Below are 19,869 nucleotides of genomic sequence, written 5' to 3' on the forward strand. Positions count from 1 at the left end.
AATCAGCTGACGGAAACGCTGCTCCTGTTCCGGCGACTGGAAAGGAAAAACATCAATGGCCGCCTGGGCCGAAACTGCGAGGAAAAGAAGCAGCGGCAGGATTTTTTTCACAGGCTGCTCCCCGAGGCATCGTCGTCGGCCGGCAGCGGCTTGTCGGCCAGCAGCGCCTCATAGCGCGGACGCAGCACGTTTTCCCATTTTTCCGCATCCAGCACGCCGATGTAGCGGTAACGGATATTGCCAGCTTTGTCGACCAGGTAGGTTTCCGGCGCGCCATAAACCCCGAGGTCCAGGCCCAGGTCGCCCTTGTCGTCAAACAGGGTGAAGCGGAAAGGGTTGCCGTGCAGTTCCAGGTATTTCTGTGCCGACTCGCGGTAATCCTTGTAATTGATGCCGATGATGGGCACGCCCTGCTCCGCCATGTGCTTGAGCACGGGATGCTCGACCTGGCAGGAAATGCACCAGGTTGCCCAGACATTCAGGAACAGCACCTGCCCTTTCACATCGGCTGCCGTCAGTTTTTTTTCCGGCGTATCCAGTGTGCTGAGGCTGAAGTCCGGCAGTGGCTTGCCGATGCGGGCAGAAGGCAGTTCGGTGGGGTCCTTGCCCAGGCGACTGCCCAGCAGGACGGCAAGACCGATGAAAAGGAGCAAAGGCAGGGCATAAAGTGCAAGGCGAACGGGCTTGCTCATCAGATTTTTTCTCCCGTCACCGGTAGGGCGGATGCTGTTGTCTTGCGCATGCGGTAACGGCGATCCGTCGCGGCCAGCACGCCGCCCGCGGCCATGACGAGGGCACCCAGCCACAGCCAGCGCACAAAGGGTTTGTGATAAACGCGCACAGCCCAGGAGTTGCCGTCTTCCAGCGGTTCGCCCAGCGCCACATAAAGGTCGCGGAACAGGCCCGGATCAATCGCCGCCTCCGTCATGGTGTTGCGCTGCACGTTGTACACGCGTTTTTCCGGATACAGGTGACGGATGCTGCTGCCGTTCTTCAACACTTCGACATCACCGCGACGCGCCATGTAATTGGCACCCTTGCGCTCGCTCACGCCGTGAAAGACAAAGCTGTATTCACCTTCCGTCACGGCCTCGCCCGGCGCCATGCGTACGTCCCGCTCCATGCTGTGCGTGGACACCAGCGTGACGCCCAGCACTGTCACCAGCAGGCCGAGATGGGCCAGCTGCATGCCGACATAGCTGCGCGACAGGCGACGCAGACCGGCCCACGCCCCTGCCCTGGCAGTACGCACTTTTGCCAGCACGTCACGCACGATGGCAATCGCCACGGTGAACACCAGCGTGCAGGCAATGGCCACGCGCACATTGATGTCGCCAAACCAGAGCAGCGGCAGCACCACGCCCAGCAGCATCCCGCCCAGCAACACCAGCAGATGCGGCTTGAGCAGCTTGCCGGCATCCTGGCGCTTCCAGTTGGCCTGCGGTCCCAGCGCGAGGAAGAAAAGCAGGAGCAAGGTCAAGGGCACGAAAAGCAGGTTGAAATACGGCGGCCCCACGGAAATCTTGCCGAGATGCATGGCATCGGCCACCAGCGGAAACAGCGTACCCAGCAGTACCACGGTGGTGGCGGTCAGCAGCAGGAGGTTGTTGGCCAGCAGGAACATTTCGCGCGAGACGAGCTCATAACGCGATTCACTGCTGAGCGCGCCGGCACGCACTGCAAACAGCGTGAGCGAGCCACCGATCACGACCGCGAGGATGCCCAGCACGAAAAGTCCGCGCGAAGGGTCGGACGCAAAAGCATGCACGGAGGTCAGCACGCCGGAACGCACGAGGAAGGTACCGAGCAGGCTGAGCGCAAAGGCGATGATGGCCAGCAGCACCGTCCACGCCTTGAACACGCCGCGCTTTTCCGTCACGGCCAGCGAGTGCAGCAGCGCGGTGCCGGCCAGCCAGGGCATGAAGGAGGCATTTTCCACCGGGTCCCAGAACCACCAGCCGCCCCAGCCCAGTTCGTAGTACGCCCACCACGAGCCCAGGGTGATGCCGATGCCCAGAAAGGCCCAGGCGACGATGGTCCACGGCCGCGACCAGCGCGCCCAGGCGGCGTCCAGCCGGCCGCCCAGCAAGGCCGCAATAGCGAAAGCAAACGCCACCGAGAAGCCGACATAGCCCATGTACAGCATCGGCGGGTGAACGATCAGGCCGATGTCTTGCAGCAAGGGATTAAGGTCATTGCCGTCGCTCGGAATCTGCGGCAGCAAGCGTACGAACGGGTTGGAGGTGAGGATCAAAAACAGCAGAAAGCCGATGCTGATCATGCCCATGATTGCCAGCACCCGCGCCAGCATCACCTGCGGCAACTGCCGCGAAAAGACCGACACGGCAAAGGTCCAGCCGCCCAGAATCATCGCCCACAACAGCAGCGAGCCTTCGTGGGCACCCCACACGGCGCTGAACTTGTAGTACCACGGCAACGCGGTGTTGGAGTTGCTGGCGACATAGGCCACCGAGAAGTCGTCGGCCATAAAGGCGTAAGTCAGGCAGCCGAACGAAAACAGCAAAAAGGCAAACTGCCCCCAGGCGGCGGGCTGAGCCAGGCTCATCCACAGTTTGTCGCCCCGCCACGCCCCCAGCAGCGGCACAGTGGCCTGCACCACGGCAAAACACAGGGCCAGAATCATGGCCAGGTGGCCCAATTCCGGAATCATCAGACCAGACATCATCACTTGTTCCCCTCAGCCGGCGCAGCATTGGCCGGCACAGGCGCGGACAGGCCGCTTTCGTTCAGCGCTTTGGTGACTTCAGGCGGCATGTATTTTTCGTCGTGCTTGGCCAGTACTTCATCGGCGACCACCACACCCTGGGCGTTCAACTTGCCCAGCGCGACGATGCCCTGCCCCTCGCGGAACAGGTCCGGCAGGATGCCGCGGTACTGAATGGTCACGCCCTTGTTGAAATCGGTGACCACAAATTCGACGTCCAGCGAATCGCCCGAGCGCTTCAGCGAACCGTCCTGCACCATGCCGCCCGCACGGATGCGGGTGTCGAGCGGTGCTTCGCCATTGGCGATCTGGGTCGGGGTGTAGAACAGGTTGATGTTCTGCTGCAAGGCGCTCAGGGCCAAGGCCAGCGCGGCACCCACGCCCACCACAAGCGCCAGGATGATGATCAGACGTTTTTTGCGCTGCGGATTCACTTCGAGTTCTCCCGGCGCACACGACGCGCCTCTTGTTGCAGATAACGCCGGCGTGCCAGGATCGGCAGCGCCACATTCAACCCCAGCACCGCCAGGCAAATGCCGTAGGCCGACCAGACATACACGCCGTGATGGCCCATCGCGATAAAGTCGCCAAACGACGCAAAGCTCATCGTGCCCCCTCCAGCGCTTTCAACACTTCTGCCTTGACCCAACTGCTGCGCGCTTCGCGCTTGAGCACTTCCAGGCGCATGCGCAACAGCACCACCGCGCCGAAGAAGCAATAAAAGCCCAGCACCGTGAGCAGCAGCGGCAGCCACATTTCCACTGGCATGGCGGGTTTTTCCGTGAGGGTAAACGTCGCGCCCTGGTGCAGGGTGTTCCACCACTCCACCGAGTACTTGATGATCGGGATATTGACCACGCCGACGATGGCCAGCACCGCACAGGCCTTGGCTGCACTGTCGCGATGGGCGATGGCGTTGCCCAGGGCAATCAGCCCGAAGTACAGAAACAAAAGGATCAGCATGGAGGTGAGGCGTGCATCCCAGACCCACCAGGAGCCCCAGGTCGGCTTGCCCCAAATGGCCCCGGTGATCAGCGCCAACGCCGTCATCCAGGCACCGATGGGCGCAGCGGACTGCAACGCGATGTCCGCGATTTTCATTTTCCAGACCAGGCCCACCACGCCGCAGACCGCCAGCATCACATAGCATGATTGCGCCAGCATGGCCGCCGGCACATGGATATAAATGATGCGAAAGCTATTGCCCTGCTGGTAGTCCGGCGGCGCAAACGCCAGGCCCCAAGCCACCCCACCGGCAATCAACAACACGGCGGCACTGCTTAACCACGGCAACATCCGCCCACTGATGCCATAAAACCATTTGGGCGAGCCGAGTTTGTGAAACCAAGTCCAGTTCATCACGCTGTTTCCATCACGGTGCCGATCACGACAGGTCACTGTCATGCCAGCCAGGGTCTTTACTGGCCCCGCAGGGCCAGACCTCATTATTCGCCGACGCTAATCTTCAGGCCGGCCGCTATTGCAAAGGGTGTCAAAGTGACTGCCAGGGCCGTGAGGCTACCCAGCCACAGCAAATAACCGGTCGCAGGCATGCCCTGCAAGGCCGCCTGCAAGGCGCCACTGCCCAGGATCAACACCGGGATGTACAACGGCAAAATCAGCAGTGCCAGTAACAGGCCGCCACGCTTGAGGCCCACGGTCAACGCCGCCCCCACCGCCCCCAGCAAGCTCAACACCGGAGTGCCCAGCAGCAACGACATCAGCAGCACCGGCAGGCAGGCCACCGGTAACCCTAACATCAAGGCCAGCAGCGGTGACAGGATCACCAGCGCCAACCCTGAAAACGCCCAGTGTGCCAGTACCTTGGCCAACACCAGAAGAGGTAGGGGGTGCGACGAAAGGACCCACTGCTCCAGGGAGCCGTCCTCAAAATCACTGCGAAACAGCCCGTCCAGCGAGAGCAACACCGACAAAAGTGCTGCCACCCAGAGCAGCCCCGGAGACAAGGTTTGCAACAATTGAGTCTCGGGCCCGACCGCCAAGGGAAACATGGCGATCACAATGGCAAAGAACACCAGCGGGTTGGCCAACTCGGCGGGGCGCCGAAACAGCAGGCGTGCCTCACGCACGACCAGGGTTGCAAACACACTCATACGGCCCAACGCCCCAGATCAATATCGCGGTAACCGGCCGGCGTCCGGGTCAACGTGTGGTGGGTAGTGAGCACCACCATGCCGCCCGCTTCGCAGTGGCGGGCCAGGTGTTCTTCCAGGTGTGCGACACCCTGCTTGTCGAGCGCCGTAAAGGGCTCGTCGAGGATCCACAAGGGCGGGCTGTCCAGATGCAGCCGGGCCAGGGCGACGCGACGCTGCTGACCGGCCGACAACGTGTGGCACGGCACATCTTCAAAGCCCTTGAGGCCGACCGCCGCCAGTGCCGCCCACATCGCGTCACGGCTAGCCGGGCGGTGCAAGGCACAGAGCCAGCTGAGGTTTTCTTCAGGGGTGAGCAAATCCTTGATCCCCGCCGCATGGCCGATCCACAGCAAGTGACTGGCCAGCTCCGCGCGCTGGTTGACCAGAGGCTGGCCGTTCAGTCGAATTTCGCCCGCGGTGGGCTGCATCAGGCCCGCCAACAGACGCAGCAGGCTGGTTTTGCCGCTGCCGTTGGGGCCACTGATCTGTAGCATATCGCCACTGCCGAGTCGCAATTCGAGACGCTCGAATAACATCCGCCAGTCACGCTCACAGGCAAGCGCTACGGCTTCTAAAAGAGGGCTGGTCACGTAATTGAGGCCTTCACGGTTCAAGTCGGCTCAGGCGCGGCCGTTAACGTACTGCAGGATAAAGGCATTTGCGGCCTGTTTCAGAGAGCTGGGTCAATGTTTTTATCCTCTCTGAACAACGGGGCAGCATTATACATGCCATGTCCTACGCTTATTGCGGCAATTTCGACAGGTTGTAACGATGAAAAGTGACATGACACTTCCCCCCATCCCACCTGCCGCAACCAACACCGTGCGGCCCGGCGTTGTGGGCGGTGAACGACTCACGTTGCTCAATCCCCTCGAAGGACTGATCAGCCCCGGTCACAACGCCCAGGCGCAAGTGCTGACGCTTAAACAAGGCGATGCGGCCTTTCAATTGCTGCTGCGATTGACCCTGGAAAACGGCCGCCAGACCAACGTTCAAGTCAGCAGCAACCAGGTGTGGCCGCTGGGCACCTTATTGAGCGTGTCACAACCAACCCCCGGCAGCCTGGCGGTGAGCGTGCAGCAGGCCATGAGCAGCAGCGCCGCCACCCTCACCCGTCTCGACCCGCAACAATTACCGATTGGCACGTTGCTGCAAGGCAAGGTGCTGACCACCCAACTGTTGCCCTCCGCCAATGGCCAGCCGTCGGTGTATCGCTCGATGGTGACGCTGCTCAACAGCGCCCTGAGCGGCAGCACCTTGACCCTCGACAGCCCACAACCCCTGCGTATCGGCAGCCTGTTAAGCGCCGGGGTCCAGGACGCGAACACCCTCAACTTCGTGCCGCTGAGCGGTCGCCAGGACCAGTTGGCCGTGGCGCAACAACTGGCCGCCCAGCAAAGCCGCCAGGGTTCACTGGAAGGCCTGCTCAGCGCACTGCAAAAACTCCCGGCCAGCGACAACACGTCTGACGCGCTGCGCACCGCTGCCGACAAATTGCTGTCGGGTTTGCCCACAGCCGCGCAACTCAGCAACCCCAAAACATGGGCCAATGCCCTGCTTAATAGTGGCGCTTTTCTGGAGGCCAAATTGCTGGATGGTCAGACCCAGGCCCTGGCCCCGGACATGAAAGCCACGTTACTGCGCCTGATCACGCATATCCTACCCGGCGTGCCGGCCAACGCCGCCTTCAACCCCGGCATGGCCGCCAGCACCCAGGCTCAGGCGTTGCCGACCTTTGTGCGCAATGCGCTGGGCATGCTCGGCCAGGTCAGCGTCAAACCTCAGCCCACCGGATTTCCGCTGCCACCGCGCACCGTGCGCAGCGGCGAAGGCGAAAGCAGCCTCGAAAACCTGCTAAAACTGGCCGCTGCTGCCCTTTCGCGCCTGCAAAGCCATCAACTGTCCAGCCTGGAACAAAGCGGCCGCACCGCTGATGGCAACCTGCTAACTACTTGGCAAGTGGAAATCCCGATGCGTAACGCCCACGACATCGTACCCTTGCAAGTCAAATTCCAGCGCGAAGACCCGCCCGCCAAAAGCCCCCAGGACACCCCCGAAGCCCGCGAGCAAGCTGATCAACTGTGGCGCGTCGAACTGGCGTTCGACCTCACCCCTCTGGGCCCGCTGCACGTGCAGGCGCAACTGCTGCGCGGTACGTTATCGGGCCAGCTCTGGGCCGAGCGCGCCTTCACCGCCGAACTGATCGCCAGCCAATTGGGCCAATTACGCCAACGCCTGAACGACGCCGGCCTGAGCGTGACCGACCTTGACTGCCATCAAGGCACTCCCCCTCCCAGTGGCCACACCCCACTGCACCAACGCTGGGTAGACGAAACCGCATGACTGACGACCGCGAAACCCGCCAGGCCATCGCCCTCCAATACGACGGCCAACAGGCCCCCACGCTCACCGCCAAAGGCGACGACGCGCTGGCCGAAGCCATCCTGCAACTGGCCCGCGAACACGAAGTGCCCATCTACGAAAACGCCGAACTGGTGAGGTTACTGGCGCGCCTGGAACTGGGCGACAGCATTCCGCAAGCGCTGTACCGAACCCTGGCAGAAATCATCGCCTTTGCCTGGCAGTTAAAAGGCAAATACCCGCCAGGGTTCGACCCCGATGCCGAGCCGGTCGAGCGGGATGTGACGCCGGAGTAGCCGCCGTGCCGCCCCGGCCTTGCTCATAGACCACTGCGCTAAATCAGCTCGCCCAACACCGTTTGCAGCGCCACCTGCCCTTGGCGCGGCGTACCCGCAAATTCGGTCCAACCTTCGTTGAAGCCATCGATCATTGGCATTCTCGGCAACGGACTGCGCGCGCCCTGCGTACTGAACACCTCGTGCCAGGTCTCACGGGGCACACCGCGCTGCCCGATTTCACGACGACTTCGTCGCCGGACGTAGCCTCGTTCACCTCGTCAACTGCTACGCGGGGGGATATCTGGGCCCTCAGGTCGGGCCGGTAGTGCGCATCTCACCCTTTGTGCATTTTGCGCATCAGTTCCGCTTCGGCTTGGGTCAGGCCGCAGGATTGGGTGAGTTCGTCGACGCTGGCACCCATGCCCACCAGGCGCGCTGCCTGGGCAAATGACAGGCTGGAGGGGTCGCTCTGTTCCAGCTGGGTGAGTTTTTCAGGCAGGGGCGCGACCACGGCTCGCAGTTCGTGCAGGGCTTCGCCCATTTGCACGTTGCCGTTCTGGTAGGTGTCCAGCCGGCGGCCCAGTTCCTTGAGGCGACGGTCGCGCATCAGGTCGGCGGCGGCCTGTTGTGCGGCCGCCACGCGCTGACGGCGCACGTACACCACAAACAGGCACGCGGTAACTGCCCAAAGCAGGCCCAGTACAATCACCGCCACCTCAAGGATCAATCAGATGCTCTCCAGTTCAGACCACTCTTCTTCGCTCATCATCTTGTCCAGTTCAACCAGAATCAGCAGTTCGCCGTTCTTGTTGCACACGCCCTGGATAAACTTGGCCGATTCGTCGTTGCCTACGTTGGGGGCCGTTTCGATTTCCGACTGGCGCAGGTAAACCACTTCCGCGACGCTGTCCACCAGAATGCCCACCACTTGTTTGTCGGCTTCAATGATGACAATTCGGGTGTTGTCGCTGGTTTCAGCGCTGTACAGGCCAAAACGCTGGCGCGTGTCAATGACGGTGACGACATTGCCACGCAGGTTGATGATGCCCAACACGTAGGAAGGCGCACCCGGTACCGGAGCGATTTCGGTGTAGCGCAGCACTTCCTGAACCTGCATCACGTTGATGCCGTACGTTTCGTTGTCCAGCTTGAAGGTGACCCACTGCAGAATCGGATCTTCGGAACCCTGTGCGCTTTGCTTCATACCCAAAACCCCTGACTTAAGTGCTGTACGACCGCGCCCTGGCACGGTCTTTTATTTATCTGCCTTGTGGGCCGTGTCCAGGTGGCGGGCTTCACCACTGGCAATCAACTCGGCCAATTGCGCCACATCCAGCAGCGCGCACATGTGTTCAATCACCGTGCCGGCCAGCCACGGGCGTTGCCCGCGCCGGGTGCGCCACTTGATCTGGCCCGGGTCCAGGCGCAACGAGTGACGGACCTGATGCACCGCCAACCCCCAGTCGTAGCCCTGAACCGAAATAACGTATTGAAGCCCGTCGCGAAAATCGGCGCGATAGCGCTCCGGCATCACCCAACGCGCCGTGTCCAGCACGTTCAAGTTGCCGCTCTGGCCGGGGATCATTCCCAAAAACCACTCGGGTTGACCAAACAACGGGGTCAGCTCAAGGCCTTCCAACGCGTAAATCGAACCCAGGCACACCAGCGGCACGGCCAGGGTCAACCCGGCCACGTCGAACAACAAACATTCGAAGGGCTGCGCCGCCCACACAGGGCGGCCGTCGTCCAGCACTGGCAGACGCGCGTGAACAGAGGCCGGCCGATGCACGTCCACCCCCAGCACATCCAGCCGCACCGGAGCCGCAAGCTCCTGCACCGGCAGTGCCACGGCCTGCACACGGGCATCACGCACCTGCTCTTCCAGTACCGCCGCAGCAAACGCATCCAGCTCGCCAGCCGGTGCCTGAACCTGTGCGGGTTCCGGCAAGGGCTCCAGCGCCTGCTCGGTCGCATCGAACAACAAGGCGTCGAGATAAGACTGCAGCGCCAGTTGCGGGCGGGTAGCCGGTGATACGGGTGGCTTCATGGGGTGACCCCTTCGATGAGGGCACAATACAGGCATTTGGCCATTATCGGCCATACTGAATACCTGCCTGAGTGCACGGGTGCCATCACCTTACACGGCCTGCGGCGCAAGTTGAGAGGTCAGCACGTGTTTGAGCAAGGCGCGGTAGGCGATTACCCCACGGCTTTTGGCGTCGAACTGCGATGGCGTTTGTCCCGCCCGGCTGGCATCGCGCAAGCGCGTGTCGACCGGGATAAAACCCGGCCACAGGGTGTCGGGGTACTGATCACGCAGCACCCGCAAGGTGCTCATCGAGGCCTGGGTACGGCGGTCGAACAGGGTCGGCACAATGCTGAAAGGCAAAGGCTGCTGACGCGAACGGTTGATCATCGTCAGGGTATGCACCATGCGCTCCAGGCCCATCAGCGCCAGGTGCTCGGTTTGCACCGGGATCACCAATTGCTGGCTGGCCGCCAAGGCGTTGACCATCAGCACGCCCAGCAACGGCGGGCTGTCGATGATCGCGTAGTCGTAGTCCTGCCACAGCTGCGCCAGGCTGCGCGCAATCACCAGGCCCAGGCCACTTTGCCCGGGGGATTGGCGCTCCAGGGTCGCCAGCGCCGTGCTCGACGGCAACAGGGAAATGTGCTCGTTACTGGTGGGCAACAGCAGTTGCGCGGCCAGACCGTCGGGTACCTGACCCTTGTGCAAAAACAAGTCGTAACAGCTCTGCTCCAGCGCATCCGGGTCATACCCGAAGTAACTGGTCATGGAGCCGTGCGGGTCGAGGTCGACGATCACCACGCGCTTGCCCGCCTCAGCCAGCAAACCGGCCAGTGCGATGGATGTGGTGGTCTTGCCGACCCCACCTTTTTGATTGGCTACTGCCCAGACTCTCATTATTTTGTTCCTCCCGGCTGCAGTCTTACCTGCCGAGACTTGACATGCACTTATAGGGCCGGTGACGGGGAATTGACGCCATCCCCGCGAACCAGTGACTTGACCTGCGTCGGTGCAGTTTGTGTGCCAGCCCGCTTCAGGGCCGCGTCCGGTGTTGCATGGGCCGTGCCCGTGCCGGTCAGGCTACGGCGCACGTCCAGGTTGCGCGACACCACCAGCACCACTCGGCGGTTAAGCGCACGGCCTTCGGGCGTAGCATTGTTGGCCACGGGCTGAAACTCGCCATAGCCCACAGACGCCATGCGCCCGGGGTTGATGCCTTGCATGGCCAGCAGGCGAACAATGCTCGCAGACCGCGCCGAAGACAGCTCCCAATTCGTCGGATACTGCGCCGTTCGAATCGGTAAATTGTCGGTAAACCCTTCAACGTGGATCGGGTTGTCAAACGGCTTAAGAATCGCGGCCACTTTATCAATGATGCTAAATGCCATGTCGCTGGGCATGGCATCACCGCTGCCGAACAGCAGGCTGGAATTAAGCACGATCTCGACCCACAACTCGTTGCCGCTCACCGTCAATTGTTTGGAGGCAATCAGGTCGCCAAAGGCGTCGGTGATATCGCTGGCAATGGTTTTGAGCGGGTCATCGGGGATTTTCCCCAGCCCGGCGTCCGTGTGCTCGCTGTCCTTGATCAACGGTTCGGCGGGCTGAGTGGTCAGCGGCCGTTCCTCGCCAATCGGGATGGGTTTAATGCTGCGCTCAGAATCACTGAACACCCCCACCAGTGCTTTGGAGATCACCCGGTATTTGCCTTCATTGACCGACGAAATCGAGTACATGACCACAAAAAAGGCAAACAGCAAGGTGATGAAATCCGCGTAAGACACCAGCCAGCGGTCATGATTGGCGGGCTCTTCAGCAGCGCGACGGCGGCGGCTCATACTTACCCCGCAAAGCCATGGAGCTTGAGTTCGATGGAACGCGGGTTTTCACCTTCGGCAATCGACAGGATCCCTTCGAGCAGCATTTCGCGGTACAGCGACTGGCGCAGCGCAATGGCCTTGAGTTTGCTGGCGATGGGCAACAGCACCAGGTTGGCACTGGCCACGCCGTAGATGGTCGCGACAAAGGCCACGGCAATGCCATTGCCCAGTTGGCTGGGATCCGCCAGGTTGCCCATCACATGGATCAACCCCATGACCGCGCCGATAATGCCAATGGTCGGCGCGTAGCCGCCCATGCTTTCAAACACTTTCGCCGCGTCGATATCACGGCGTTCCTGGGTCATGTAGTCGACTTCCAGAATGCTGCGGATGGCCTCGGGTTCGACCCCGTCCACCAGCAATTGCAGGCCTTTGCGCGAGTAATTGTCAGGTTCGGCGTCGGCCACGCCTTCAAGGCCCAGCAGGCCTTCCTTGCGCGCCGTGAGGCTCCAGTTGACGACGCGGTCGATGCCGCCGGCCATGTCGACCGTCGGCGGGAAAAAGATCCAGCCCACCGTCTGCATGGCCCGTTTGAAGGCGCTCATGGGCGACTGCAACAGCGCCGCCCCCACCGTGCCGCCCAGCACAATCAATGCCGCCGGGCCGTTGGCCAACGCCCCCAAATGACCGCCTTCCAGGTAGTTGCCGCCGATTATCGCGACGAAGGCCATGATGAGGCCGATCAGGCTGAGCACGTCCATCAGTGGCAGGCCTCGACCAGATGCCGACCCATGTCATCGAGGCTGTACACCGCGTCGGCCAGGTTGGCCTTCACAATTGCCATGGGCATGCCATAAATCACGCAGCTGGCTTCGTCCTGGGCCCACACGTTGCTGCCGTTTTGCTTCAACAGACGCGCACCTTCGCGGCCATCGGCCCCCATGCCGGTCAACACCACCGCCAAAACTTTGTCGCCGAACGACTTGGCCGCCGAGCCAAAGGTGATATCCACGCTGGGCTTGTAGTTCAGGCGCTCATCGCCCGGCAGAATTCTGACAGCGCCACGGCCGTCGATCATCATTTGCTTGCCGCCGGGGGCCAACAGGGCCAGACCAGGGCGCAGCAGATCACCGTCCTCGGCTTCCTTGACGCTGATGCGGCAGAGCTTGTCCAGCCGTTCGGCAAACGCCCGGGTGAACGCGGCCGGCATGTGCTGCACCAACACGATGGGGGCCGGAAAATTGCCCGGCAATTGGGTTAATACCCGCTGCAAGGCCACGGGGCCGCCGGTGGACGTACCGATGGCGACCAACTTGTAAGCCCGGCGTTTAGGCGCGGGGGACGCGGCAGCGGCAGGCAGCGGAGCCCGGCTGGCAAGCGGCGCGGTGCGCACCGGCGCAGGAGCGGCCGAGTGAGCAAACCCCGGGCGTGCCACCGGCACCGGAGCAGGTGCCGGGGCGCTGTAGCTGGCCAGACGCCGGTTGCTGCGTGAAATCGAGTGCACTTTTTCGCACAGCAGCTGTTTGACCTTCTCCGGGTTGCGCGAGATGTCTTCAAAGTTTTTCGGCAGAAAATCCACAGCCCCGGCGTCCAATGCATCCAGGGTCACGCGGGCACCTTCGTGCGTCAGGGACGAGAACATCAGGACCGGCGTCGGGCAGCGCTGCATGATATGACGCACGGCGGTGATGCCATCCATCAACGGCATCTCGTAATCCATCGTGATCACGTCGGGCTTGAGTGCCAACGCCTGATCAATCGCCTCCCGGCCATTGCTGGCCGTGCCGATCACCTGAAGGGTGGGGTCGGACGACAGAATTTCCGAGACGCGGCGACGGAAAAAACCGGAATCATCCACCACCAGGACCTTGACTACCATAAACACTCCGTTAGGCCGTGCGGGGGCTCGCGCGCCCCGCCGCCACCATCAAATGCGCCGTGAGGCGTAGTGCTTGAGCATGCTCGGCACATCGAGGATCAAGGCGATACGGCCGTCGCCCGTAATGGTGGCACCCGACATCCCGGGCGTGCCCTGCAGCATTTTGCCCAGCGGCTTGATCACCACTTCTTCCTGGCCAACCAATTGGTCGACCACAAAGCCGATGCGCTGGGTACCCACCGACACAATCACCACATGCCCTTCGCGCTGTTCTTCGTGCGCCGCCGAGCGCACCAGCCAACGCTTGAGGTAGAACAGCGGCAATGCCTTGTTGCGCACGATGACCACTTCCTGGCCGTCGACCACGTTGGTACGCGACAGGTCCAGGTGGAAGATTTCGTTGACGTTGACCAGCGGGAACGCAAAGGCCTGATTGCCCAGCATCACCATCAGGGTGGGCATGATCGCCAGCGTCAGCGGCACCTTGATGACGATTTTGGAGCCCTGCCCCAGGGTCGAGAACACACTCAGCGAACCGTTGAGCTGGGCAATCTTGGTTTTCACCACGTCCATGCCCACGCCGCGCCCGGAGACATCCGAGATTTCGGTTTTGGTCGAAAAGCCTGGCGCGAAAATCAGGTTGTAACAGTCCGACTCACTCAAACGGTCAGCCGCGTCCTTGTCCATCAGGCCTTTTTTCACCGCCAGCGTGCGCAGCAAATGGGCGTCCATGCCTTTGCCGTCGTCCGAGATCGACAGCAGGATATGATCGCCCTCCTGTTCAGCGGACAGCACCACCCGCCCGCACCGCGGCTTGCCCGCTGCTTCACGCTCTTGCGGGGTTTCTATGCCGTGGTCCACCGCGTTGCGCACCAAGTGCACCAGCGGGTCGGCCAGTGCCTCAACCAGGTTTTTGTCCAGGTCGGTGTCTTCGCCGATCAGTTCGAGGTTGATTTCTTTTTTCAGTTGACGCGCCAGGTCACGCACCTGCCGAGGGAAACGCCCGAAGACTTTTTTGATCGGCTGCATGCGGGTCTTCATGACCGCCGTTTGCAAGTCAGCAGTGACCACATCGAGGTTGGAGACCGCTTTGGCCATCTCTTCATCGCTGCTGTTCAACCCCAGGCGCACCAGGCGGTTACGCACCAGCACCAGCTCGCCGACCATGTTCATGATTTCGTCGAGCCGCGCCGTGTCCACCCGCACAGTGGTTTCCGCTTCAGAGGCCACCGGCTTTTCCGCCGGTGCAACCGGGGTGCGCGGCGGCGTGGCGGGGGGTGTTTTCGCCGCCGTAGCCACGACCGCTTCAACGGGTTTCACCGCCGCGACGACCGCCGGGCTGTGGGCCGAAAACTGGCCTTTACCGTGCAGTTCATCAAGCAGCGCTTCAAATTCATGATCGCTGATCAGGTTCGGGTCGTCAGCGGTAACGCCTGCCACGGGGGTAGCGGGGGCTGCCACGGCCGCCTCGCTGCTGCACGAACCGTTGCCGTGCAATTGATCAAGCAAGGCTTCGAATTCATCGTCGGTGATTTCATTGCCCGGCGTCTCGGGCGCGGCGGGTACCGGTTCAAGCGTTGGGCTGGCGACCGCGCGCGCAGAGAACTTGCCCTTGCCGTGGAGTTGGTCGAGCAAGGACTCAAACTCGGCGTCGCTGATTTCATCGTTCGCCACGGCGTCAGGCACGCCGGGCGTTACCACGGGTGCGGCCGCAGCAACCTTGACCGCATTCAACGAGTCCAGCAGTTGCTCGAACTCATCATCGGTAATGTCCATATTGCCACCGGTCGCATCCACCTGCGCCACCGGCTCGGGTTGCGCCGCAACCACGGGCTCGGCCACACCCGGTTCGGCCAGACGCGCCAGCGCCGCCAGCAATTGAGGCGTTGCCGCCGTAATCGGGCCGCGTTCGCGCACCTCGGTGAACATGCCATTGACCGCATCCAGGGCCTCAAGCACCACGTCCATGAGTTCCGCGTCGACACGCCGCTCACCCTTGCGCAGGATGTCAAACACGTTCTCGGCGATGTGACAGCATTCCACCAACTCGTTGAGTTGCAGGAAACCGGCGCCCCCTTTTACAGTGTGAAAACCGCGAAAAATTGCATTGAGCAAGTCCGCATCATCCGGTCGGCTTTCCAGCTCAACCAGTTGCTCGGACAACTGCTCTAGAATCTCGCCGGCTTCAACCAGGAAATCCTGAAGGATTTCTTCATCGGCGCCGAAGCTCATGGACCTGCTCCTTGAAATTGAACCTGGCAACACCGGGCGCACCAGCGCACCCGCACGCCCGCGACAGGCCTAGAAACCTAAACTGGACAGCAAATCGTCTACATCATCCTGGCCGGATACGACGTCTTCACGTTTATCGGCATGAATCTGCGGACCTTCACCCTTCGTCTGGTTTTTTTGCGAATTATTTTCTGCGCGCAACGCTTCGCGGTCATGTTCGATGCCTGCAAAGCGGTCGACCTGGCTGGCCATCAGCACCAGCTTGAGCAGGTTGCTTTCGACGTCAGTCACCAGCTGCGTTACCCGCTTGATCACCTGCCCTGTAAGGTCCTGATAATCCTGAGCCAGCAAAATGCCCGTCAAATGACCGGACACGGCCTGGTTCTCGACCTCGCTGCGCGCCAGAAAACGCTCCACCCGACGCGCCAACTCACGAAACTCTTCAGCGCCCACTTCGCGACGCATAAAGCGGCCCCAGTCGTGGCTCAAGGCTTTGGCGTCCTGGCTCAGGCCATTGACCAGCGGCGTGCTGCTTTCAACCAGGTCCATCGTGCGATTGGCGGCCGCTTCCGTGAGTTTCACAACATAAGCCAATCGCTCAGTGGCATCCGTGATCTGCGACACTTCTTCGGCGCGCGGCATGGACGGGTCGATGTGAAAATTGACAATCGCACTGTGCAGCTCGCGTGTCAGTTTGCCGACTTCCCGGTACAAACCGCGGTCGCGGGTCTGGTTCAATTCATGAATCAGTTGCACCGCATCACCGAACTGGCCTTTTTCAAGGCTTGCGACCAACTCATGGGCATGTTTTTTCAGGGTCGATTCAAACTCGCCCACTGTAGATTCCTTGTGCTCCATAGCGCCCCCGAGGCAAACCGGTCAACCGATACGGTCAAAGATCTTTTTAATCTTGTCTTCGAGTGCAAGCGCAGTGAAAGGCTTGACGACATAGCCGTTAACCCCCGCCTGGGCCGCTTCAATGATTTGCTCGCGCTTGGCTTCAGCCGTCACCATCAACACCGGCAAATGCTTGAGCTTGTCGTCAGCACGCACATGGCGCAGCAGGTCGATGCCGGTCATGCCGGGCATGTTCCAGTCGGTCACCAGAAAATCGATGCCACCGTGATTAAGGATGGGCAATGCCGTGGTGCCGTCATCGGCCTCGACCGTGTTGGTGAACCCGAGGTCACGCAACAGGTTTTTGATGATCCGCCGCATCGTCGAGAAGTCATCCACGATGAGGATTTTCATGTTCTTGTCCAATTCGACCTCCAAGCAGTCTTTAACGCGCCCACAACAGGACCGCGCCATTCAATCAAATTCGGTAAAAAGCGGACTTACCTGCAGGAGCAGCCGGTCGACGCTCCTACACGTGATCAGCGCGCGCGCCACTGGCCCAGGCGGGCCCGCAGGCGGGCGGCGCACTGGCTGTGCAATTGGCTGACGCGCGACTCGCTGACCCCCAACACTTCGCCGATTTCCTTGAGGTTCAATTCCTCGTCGTAATACAGCGCCAGCACCAGGCGCTCACGCTCAGGCAAATGGGCAATGGCATCGGCCAACGCTTTCTGGAAGCGTTCTTCCTCCAGATCCCTCGACGGTTCAAGGTGCGCACTCGCGCCATCCTCATGCAGCCCCTCATGTTCACCGTCCTGCAACAGGTCGTCGAAACTGAACAGGCGGCTGCCCAAGGTGTCATTCAAGATCGCGTAATAATCATCAAGGCTTAACTGGAGTTCGGCCGCAACTTCGTGATCTTTAGCGTCACAGCCGGTTTTTGCTTCAATTACCCGGATTGCGTCACTGACCATGCGGGTATTGCGGTGCACCGAGCGGGGAGCCCAGTCGCCCTTGCGCACTTCATCGAGCATCGCACCACGGATGCGTATACCGGCGTACGTCTCAAAACTTGCACCCTTGGTGGCGTCGTACTTGGTCGAAACTTCGAGCAGACCAATCATCCCGGCCTGGATCAAATCATCAACCTGTACGCTGGCCGGCAAACGCGCCAGCAAGTGATAAGCGATACGTTTGACCAGCGGGGCGTACCGTTCGATCAGCTCATACTGGCTGTCTCGCGATGACTTGCTGTACATGCGATAGCCGCTGGCAGTCATCAGGGGCGTCCTCCGCCCGTTTGCTGCACCAAACGCTCGACAAAGAACTCCAGGTGCCCGCGAGGGTTGGCCGGCAGCGGCCAGGTGTCGACTTTTTGCGCAATGGCCTTGAACGCCAGCGAGCACTTGGAACGCGGAAACGCTTCGTAGACGGCCCGCTGTTTTTGCACGGCTTTACGCACACACTCGTCGTACGGCACCGCGCCGACATATTGCAGGGCGACATCCAGAAAGCGATCGGTCACTTTGGTCAATTTGGCAAACAGGTTGCGGCCTTCCTGCGGGCTTTGCGCCATGTTGGCCAACACGCGAAAGCGGCTCATGCCGTAGTCACGGTTGAGCAATTTGATCAACGCATAGGCATCGGTGATCGACGTCGGCTCGTCACACACCACCAACAGCACTTCCTGGGCCGCCCGCACAAAGCTCACCACCGAGTCGCCAATACCGGCAGCGGTGTCAATCACCAGCACATCCAGGTTGTCACTCAGGTCGCTGAAGGCCTGGATCAGGCCGGCGTGTTGCGCAGGGCTCAGGTTGACCATGCTCTGGGTGCCCGAGGCCGCCGGCACGATGCGAATCCCGCCGGGGCCTTGCAACAACACATCGCGCAGCTCACAGCGCCCCTCGACCACATCAGCCAGGGTAAATTTGGGGGTCAGCCCCAGCAGGACGTCGACGTTCGCCAAGCCCAGGTCGGCATCCATCAACATCACACGCCTGCCCAACTCGGCCAGCGCGATGGACAAATTGACTGACACATTGGTTTTACCGACGCCACCCTTGCCGCCGGTCACTGCGATCACCTGTACGGGATGCATGCTGCCCATGATCTTTCTTTACCTTGTCTTACTTAGACGCGGCTACAGAGGTTGGCTGCGCGTTCCCCAGTGGAACAACACCTTGCAGGCCATCAATGTAGGTACATTGCAACGTAGTTTTTATAGTGCTAGCCGACCCTTTTAGGGGGGCTGTGATAGATATCTGCAAACATGTCGGCCATCGCTTCTTCACTGGGTTCTTCTTGCATTTGCACACTCACCGCACGGCTCACCAATTGGTGACGACGCGGCAGGTGCAGGTCATCAGGAATGCGCGGGCCGTCCGTGAGATACGCCACGGGCAACGCATGGCTGATCGCCAGGCTCAACACTTCGCCCAGGCTGGCCGTTTCATCCAGCTTGGTCAGGATGCAACCGGCCAGTCCGCAGCGTTTGTAGCTCAGATAAGCCGCCGCCAGCACTTGCTTCTGGCTGGTGGTGGCCAATACCAAATAATTGCGCGCCTTGATGCCGCGCCCCGCCAGGCTTTCCAGTTGCAGGCGCAGCGCCGGGTCGCTGGCTTGCAAGCCGGCGGTGTCAATCAGCACCACGCGCTTGCGCACCAGCGGCTCCAGGGTCTGACCCAACGACTGGCCGGGGGCAACATGGGTGACAGGCACATTGAGAATGCGACCCAGGGTTTTGAGCTGCTCCTGAGCACCAATGCGAAAACTGTCCATGCTCACCAGGGCAATGTTCTGCGCGCCGTACTTGAGCACGTAGCGCGCCGCCAACTTGGCCAGCGTAGTCGTTTTACCCATGCCTGCCGGACCGACCATCGCAATCACGCCGCCCTCTTCCAGCGGCTCCAGCTCCGGCGTGATGATCATCCGCGCCAGGTGCGCCAGTAGCATCCGCCACGCTTGGCGGGGCTCGTCTATCTCTGCCACCTGGGCCAGTAAGTCCCGCGACAGCGGCCCCGACAGGCCGATGCGCTGTAACCGGCGCCACAAGTTCGCTTGCTCGGGCCGGGTGCCCTGCAATTGATTCCAGGCCAGCGAGCCCAGTTGCACTTCCAGCAGTTCGCGCAAGCCGTTGAGTTCCTGGCGCATGCTGTCGAATACGCGCTGGTCAATCGACGGCGCGGGCATCTGCACCGGGCGCGGCGCTTCAAGCACCGTCGGCTCGATCAGCGGTTCAGCCGCCGTCAGTGGCAAACCTGCAAACAGCTGACGGCTGACCTCGGCATCGCCCTCCACGCGCAGGCTCAACTCCGCCTGGGCCGAGACAATTTTCGACTGGGTCTTGCGCAGCTCTTCTTCAAGCTCAATATTCGGCACACGCGGTGCCAGCGCCGATAATTTGTAGTCCAGCGCGGCAGTCAACTCAACTCCGCCGGCGATGCGGCGGTTGCCAATAATGGCGGCGTCGGCCCCCAATTCATCACGAATCAGCTTCATGGCCTGACGCATATCGGCGGCGAAAAATCGCTTCACTTGCATAAACCAAAC

The 19,869-nt window shown here is 61.3% G+C and carries 23 protein-coding genes; 2 read left to right on the forward strand and 21 right to left on the reverse strand.

Annotation, left to right across the window (positions count from 1 at the left end):
• Positions 1-107: 107 nt before the first annotated feature.
• The 7 genes from Q1W15_RS07790 to ccmA form a co-directional block, all read right to left on the reverse strand.
• Positions 108-692, reverse strand: coding sequence for a DsbE family thiol:disulfide interchange protein (locus Q1W15_RS07790; protein WP_300725880.1), 585 nt, complete (start codon positions 690-692; stop codon positions 108-110).
• The gene (locus Q1W15_RS07795) at positions 692-2,671 is read right to left on the reverse strand and encodes a heme lyase CcmF/NrfE family subunit (RefSeq protein ID WP_300726037.1); all 1,980 of its coding nucleotides are present in this window, start codon (positions 2,669-2,671) and stop codon (positions 692-694) included. The genes Q1W15_RS07790 and Q1W15_RS07795 overlap by 1 nt, the downstream gene beginning before the upstream one ends.
• Positions 2,672-2,685: 14 nt before the next feature.
• Entirely contained in the window at positions 2,686-3,159 is a 474-nt protein-coding gene (gene ccmE, locus Q1W15_RS07800; RefSeq protein WP_300725884.1) for a cytochrome c maturation protein CcmE, read from the reverse strand.
• Positions 3,156-3,332 (reverse strand): heme exporter protein CcmD, encoded by a 177-nt coding sequence (ccmD, locus tag Q1W15_RS07805; RefSeq protein ID WP_300725887.1) that lies wholly within the window; start codon positions 3,330-3,332, stop codon positions 3,156-3,158. The genes ccmE and ccmD overlap by 4 nt, the downstream gene beginning before the upstream one ends.
• Positions 3,329-4,087, reverse strand: a complete 759-nt coding sequence (locus Q1W15_RS07810; RefSeq protein WP_300725891.1) for a heme ABC transporter permease — start codon at positions 4,085-4,087, stop codon at positions 3,329-3,331. The genes ccmD and Q1W15_RS07810 overlap by 4 nt, the downstream gene beginning before the upstream one ends.
• An 83-nt stretch (positions 4,088-4,170) precedes the next feature.
• Positions 4,171-4,839, reverse strand: coding sequence for a heme exporter protein CcmB (gene ccmB, locus Q1W15_RS07815; protein ID WP_300725894.1), 669 nt, complete (start codon positions 4,837-4,839; stop codon positions 4,171-4,173).
• Positions 4,836-5,471 (reverse strand): cytochrome c biogenesis heme-transporting ATPase CcmA, encoded by a 636-nt coding sequence (gene ccmA, locus Q1W15_RS07820; RefSeq protein WP_300726040.1) that lies wholly within the window; start codon positions 5,469-5,471, stop codon positions 4,836-4,838. Before ccmA ends, ccmB begins: the two co-directional genes overlap by 4 nt.
• Positions 5,472-5,652: 181 nt before the next feature.
• Between ccmA and Q1W15_RS07825 the strand changes: the two genes are divergently transcribed.
• Positions 5,653-7,224, forward strand: a complete 1,572-nt coding sequence (locus tag Q1W15_RS07825; RefSeq protein ID WP_300725897.1) for a flagellar hook-length control protein FliK — start codon at positions 5,653-5,655, stop codon at positions 7,222-7,224.
• Entirely contained in the window at positions 7,221-7,538 is a 318-nt protein-coding gene (locus Q1W15_RS07830; RefSeq protein ID WP_300725900.1) for an EscU/YscU/HrcU family type III secretion system export apparatus switch protein, read from the forward strand. Before Q1W15_RS07825 ends, Q1W15_RS07830 begins: the two co-directional genes overlap by 4 nt.
• A gap of 38 nt (positions 7,539-7,576) precedes the next feature.
• On the opposite strand, the gene Q1W15_RS07835 is transcribed toward Q1W15_RS07830, so the two are convergent.
• The 14 genes from Q1W15_RS07835 to flhF all read right to left on the reverse strand — a co-directional run bounded on the left by Q1W15_RS07835 (position 7,577) and on the right by flhF (position 19,860).
• Positions 7,577-7,741 carry a hypothetical protein gene (locus tag Q1W15_RS07835; RefSeq protein ID WP_300725903.1) on the reverse strand — a complete coding sequence of 55 codons (165 nt, stop codon included), beginning with the start codon at positions 7,739-7,741 and terminating at the stop codon, positions 7,577-7,579.
• 113 nt (positions 7,742-7,854) lie between these two features.
• Positions 7,855-8,247 carry a DUF2802 domain-containing protein gene (locus tag Q1W15_RS07840; RefSeq protein WP_300725906.1) on the reverse strand — a complete coding sequence of 131 codons (393 nt, stop codon included), beginning with the start codon at positions 8,245-8,247 and terminating at the stop codon, positions 7,855-7,857.
• Positions 8,248-8,724, reverse strand: a complete 477-nt coding sequence (locus tag Q1W15_RS07845; RefSeq protein WP_300725909.1) for a chemotaxis protein CheW — start codon at positions 8,722-8,724, stop codon at positions 8,248-8,250.
• Between the two features lie 51 nt (positions 8,725-8,775).
• Entirely contained in the window at positions 8,776-9,567 is a 792-nt protein-coding gene (locus tag Q1W15_RS07850) for a chemotaxis protein CheW (protein WP_300725912.1), read from the reverse strand.
• A 90-nt stretch (positions 9,568-9,657) separates the two neighbouring features.
• On the reverse strand, positions 9,658-10,446 hold the full coding sequence (locus Q1W15_RS07855) for a ParA family protein (protein ID WP_300725915.1): 789 nt from the start codon (positions 10,444-10,446) through the stop codon (positions 9,658-9,660).
• 50 nt (positions 10,447-10,496) lie between these two features.
• Entirely contained in the window at positions 10,497-11,387 is an 891-nt protein-coding gene (gene motD, locus Q1W15_RS07860) for a flagellar motor protein MotD (protein ID WP_300725918.1), read from the reverse strand.
• Between the two features lie 2 nt (positions 11,388-11,389).
• Positions 11,390-12,130 (reverse strand): flagellar motor protein, encoded by a 741-nt coding sequence (locus Q1W15_RS07865; RefSeq protein ID WP_300725920.1) that lies wholly within the window; start codon positions 12,128-12,130, stop codon positions 11,390-11,392.
• Positions 12,130-13,248 (reverse strand): chemotaxis response regulator protein-glutamate methylesterase, encoded by a 1,119-nt coding sequence (locus tag Q1W15_RS07870; protein ID WP_300725923.1) that lies wholly within the window; start codon positions 13,246-13,248, stop codon positions 12,130-12,132. Before Q1W15_RS07870 ends, Q1W15_RS07865 begins: the two co-directional genes overlap by 1 nt.
• Before the next feature lie 48 nt (positions 13,249-13,296).
• The gene (locus Q1W15_RS07875; protein ID WP_300725925.1) at positions 13,297-15,480 is read right to left on the reverse strand and encodes a chemotaxis protein CheA; all 2,184 of its coding nucleotides are present in this window, start codon (positions 15,478-15,480) and stop codon (positions 13,297-13,299) included.
• 69 nt (positions 15,481-15,549) lie between these two features.
• Positions 15,550-16,338, reverse strand: coding sequence for a protein phosphatase CheZ (locus Q1W15_RS07880; RefSeq protein WP_300725928.1), 789 nt, complete (start codon positions 16,336-16,338; stop codon positions 15,550-15,552).
• Between the two features lie 21 nt (positions 16,339-16,359).
• Positions 16,360-16,731 carry a chemotaxis response regulator CheY gene (locus Q1W15_RS07885; protein WP_300725931.1) on the reverse strand — a complete coding sequence of 124 codons (372 nt, stop codon included), beginning with the start codon at positions 16,729-16,731 and terminating at the stop codon, positions 16,360-16,362.
• Positions 16,732-16,856: 125 nt separating this feature from the next.
• Positions 16,857-17,600: an RNA polymerase sigma factor FliA gene (fliA, locus tag Q1W15_RS07890; protein ID WP_300726043.1), complete on the reverse strand. Its 744-nt coding sequence runs from the start codon at positions 17,598-17,600 to the stop codon at positions 16,857-16,859.
• Positions 17,597-18,427 carry a flagellar synthesis regulator FleN gene (gene fleN / locus Q1W15_RS07895; RefSeq protein ID WP_300725934.1) on the reverse strand — a complete coding sequence of 277 codons (831 nt, stop codon included), beginning with the start codon at positions 18,425-18,427 and terminating at the stop codon, positions 17,597-17,599. The genes fliA and fleN overlap by 4 nt, the downstream gene beginning before the upstream one ends.
• Before the next feature lie 119 nt (positions 18,428-18,546).
• Positions 18,547-19,860, reverse strand: coding sequence for a flagellar biosynthesis protein FlhF (gene flhF / locus Q1W15_RS07900; RefSeq protein ID WP_300725937.1), 1,314 nt, complete (start codon positions 19,858-19,860; stop codon positions 18,547-18,549).
• Positions 19,861-19,869: the final 9 nt, after the last annotated feature.

The organism is Pseudomonas sp., assembly GCF_030150285.1.
In the GTDB taxonomy this organism is placed as follows: Bacteria; Pseudomonadota; Gammaproteobacteria; order Pseudomonadales; family Pseudomonadaceae; genus Aquipseudomonas.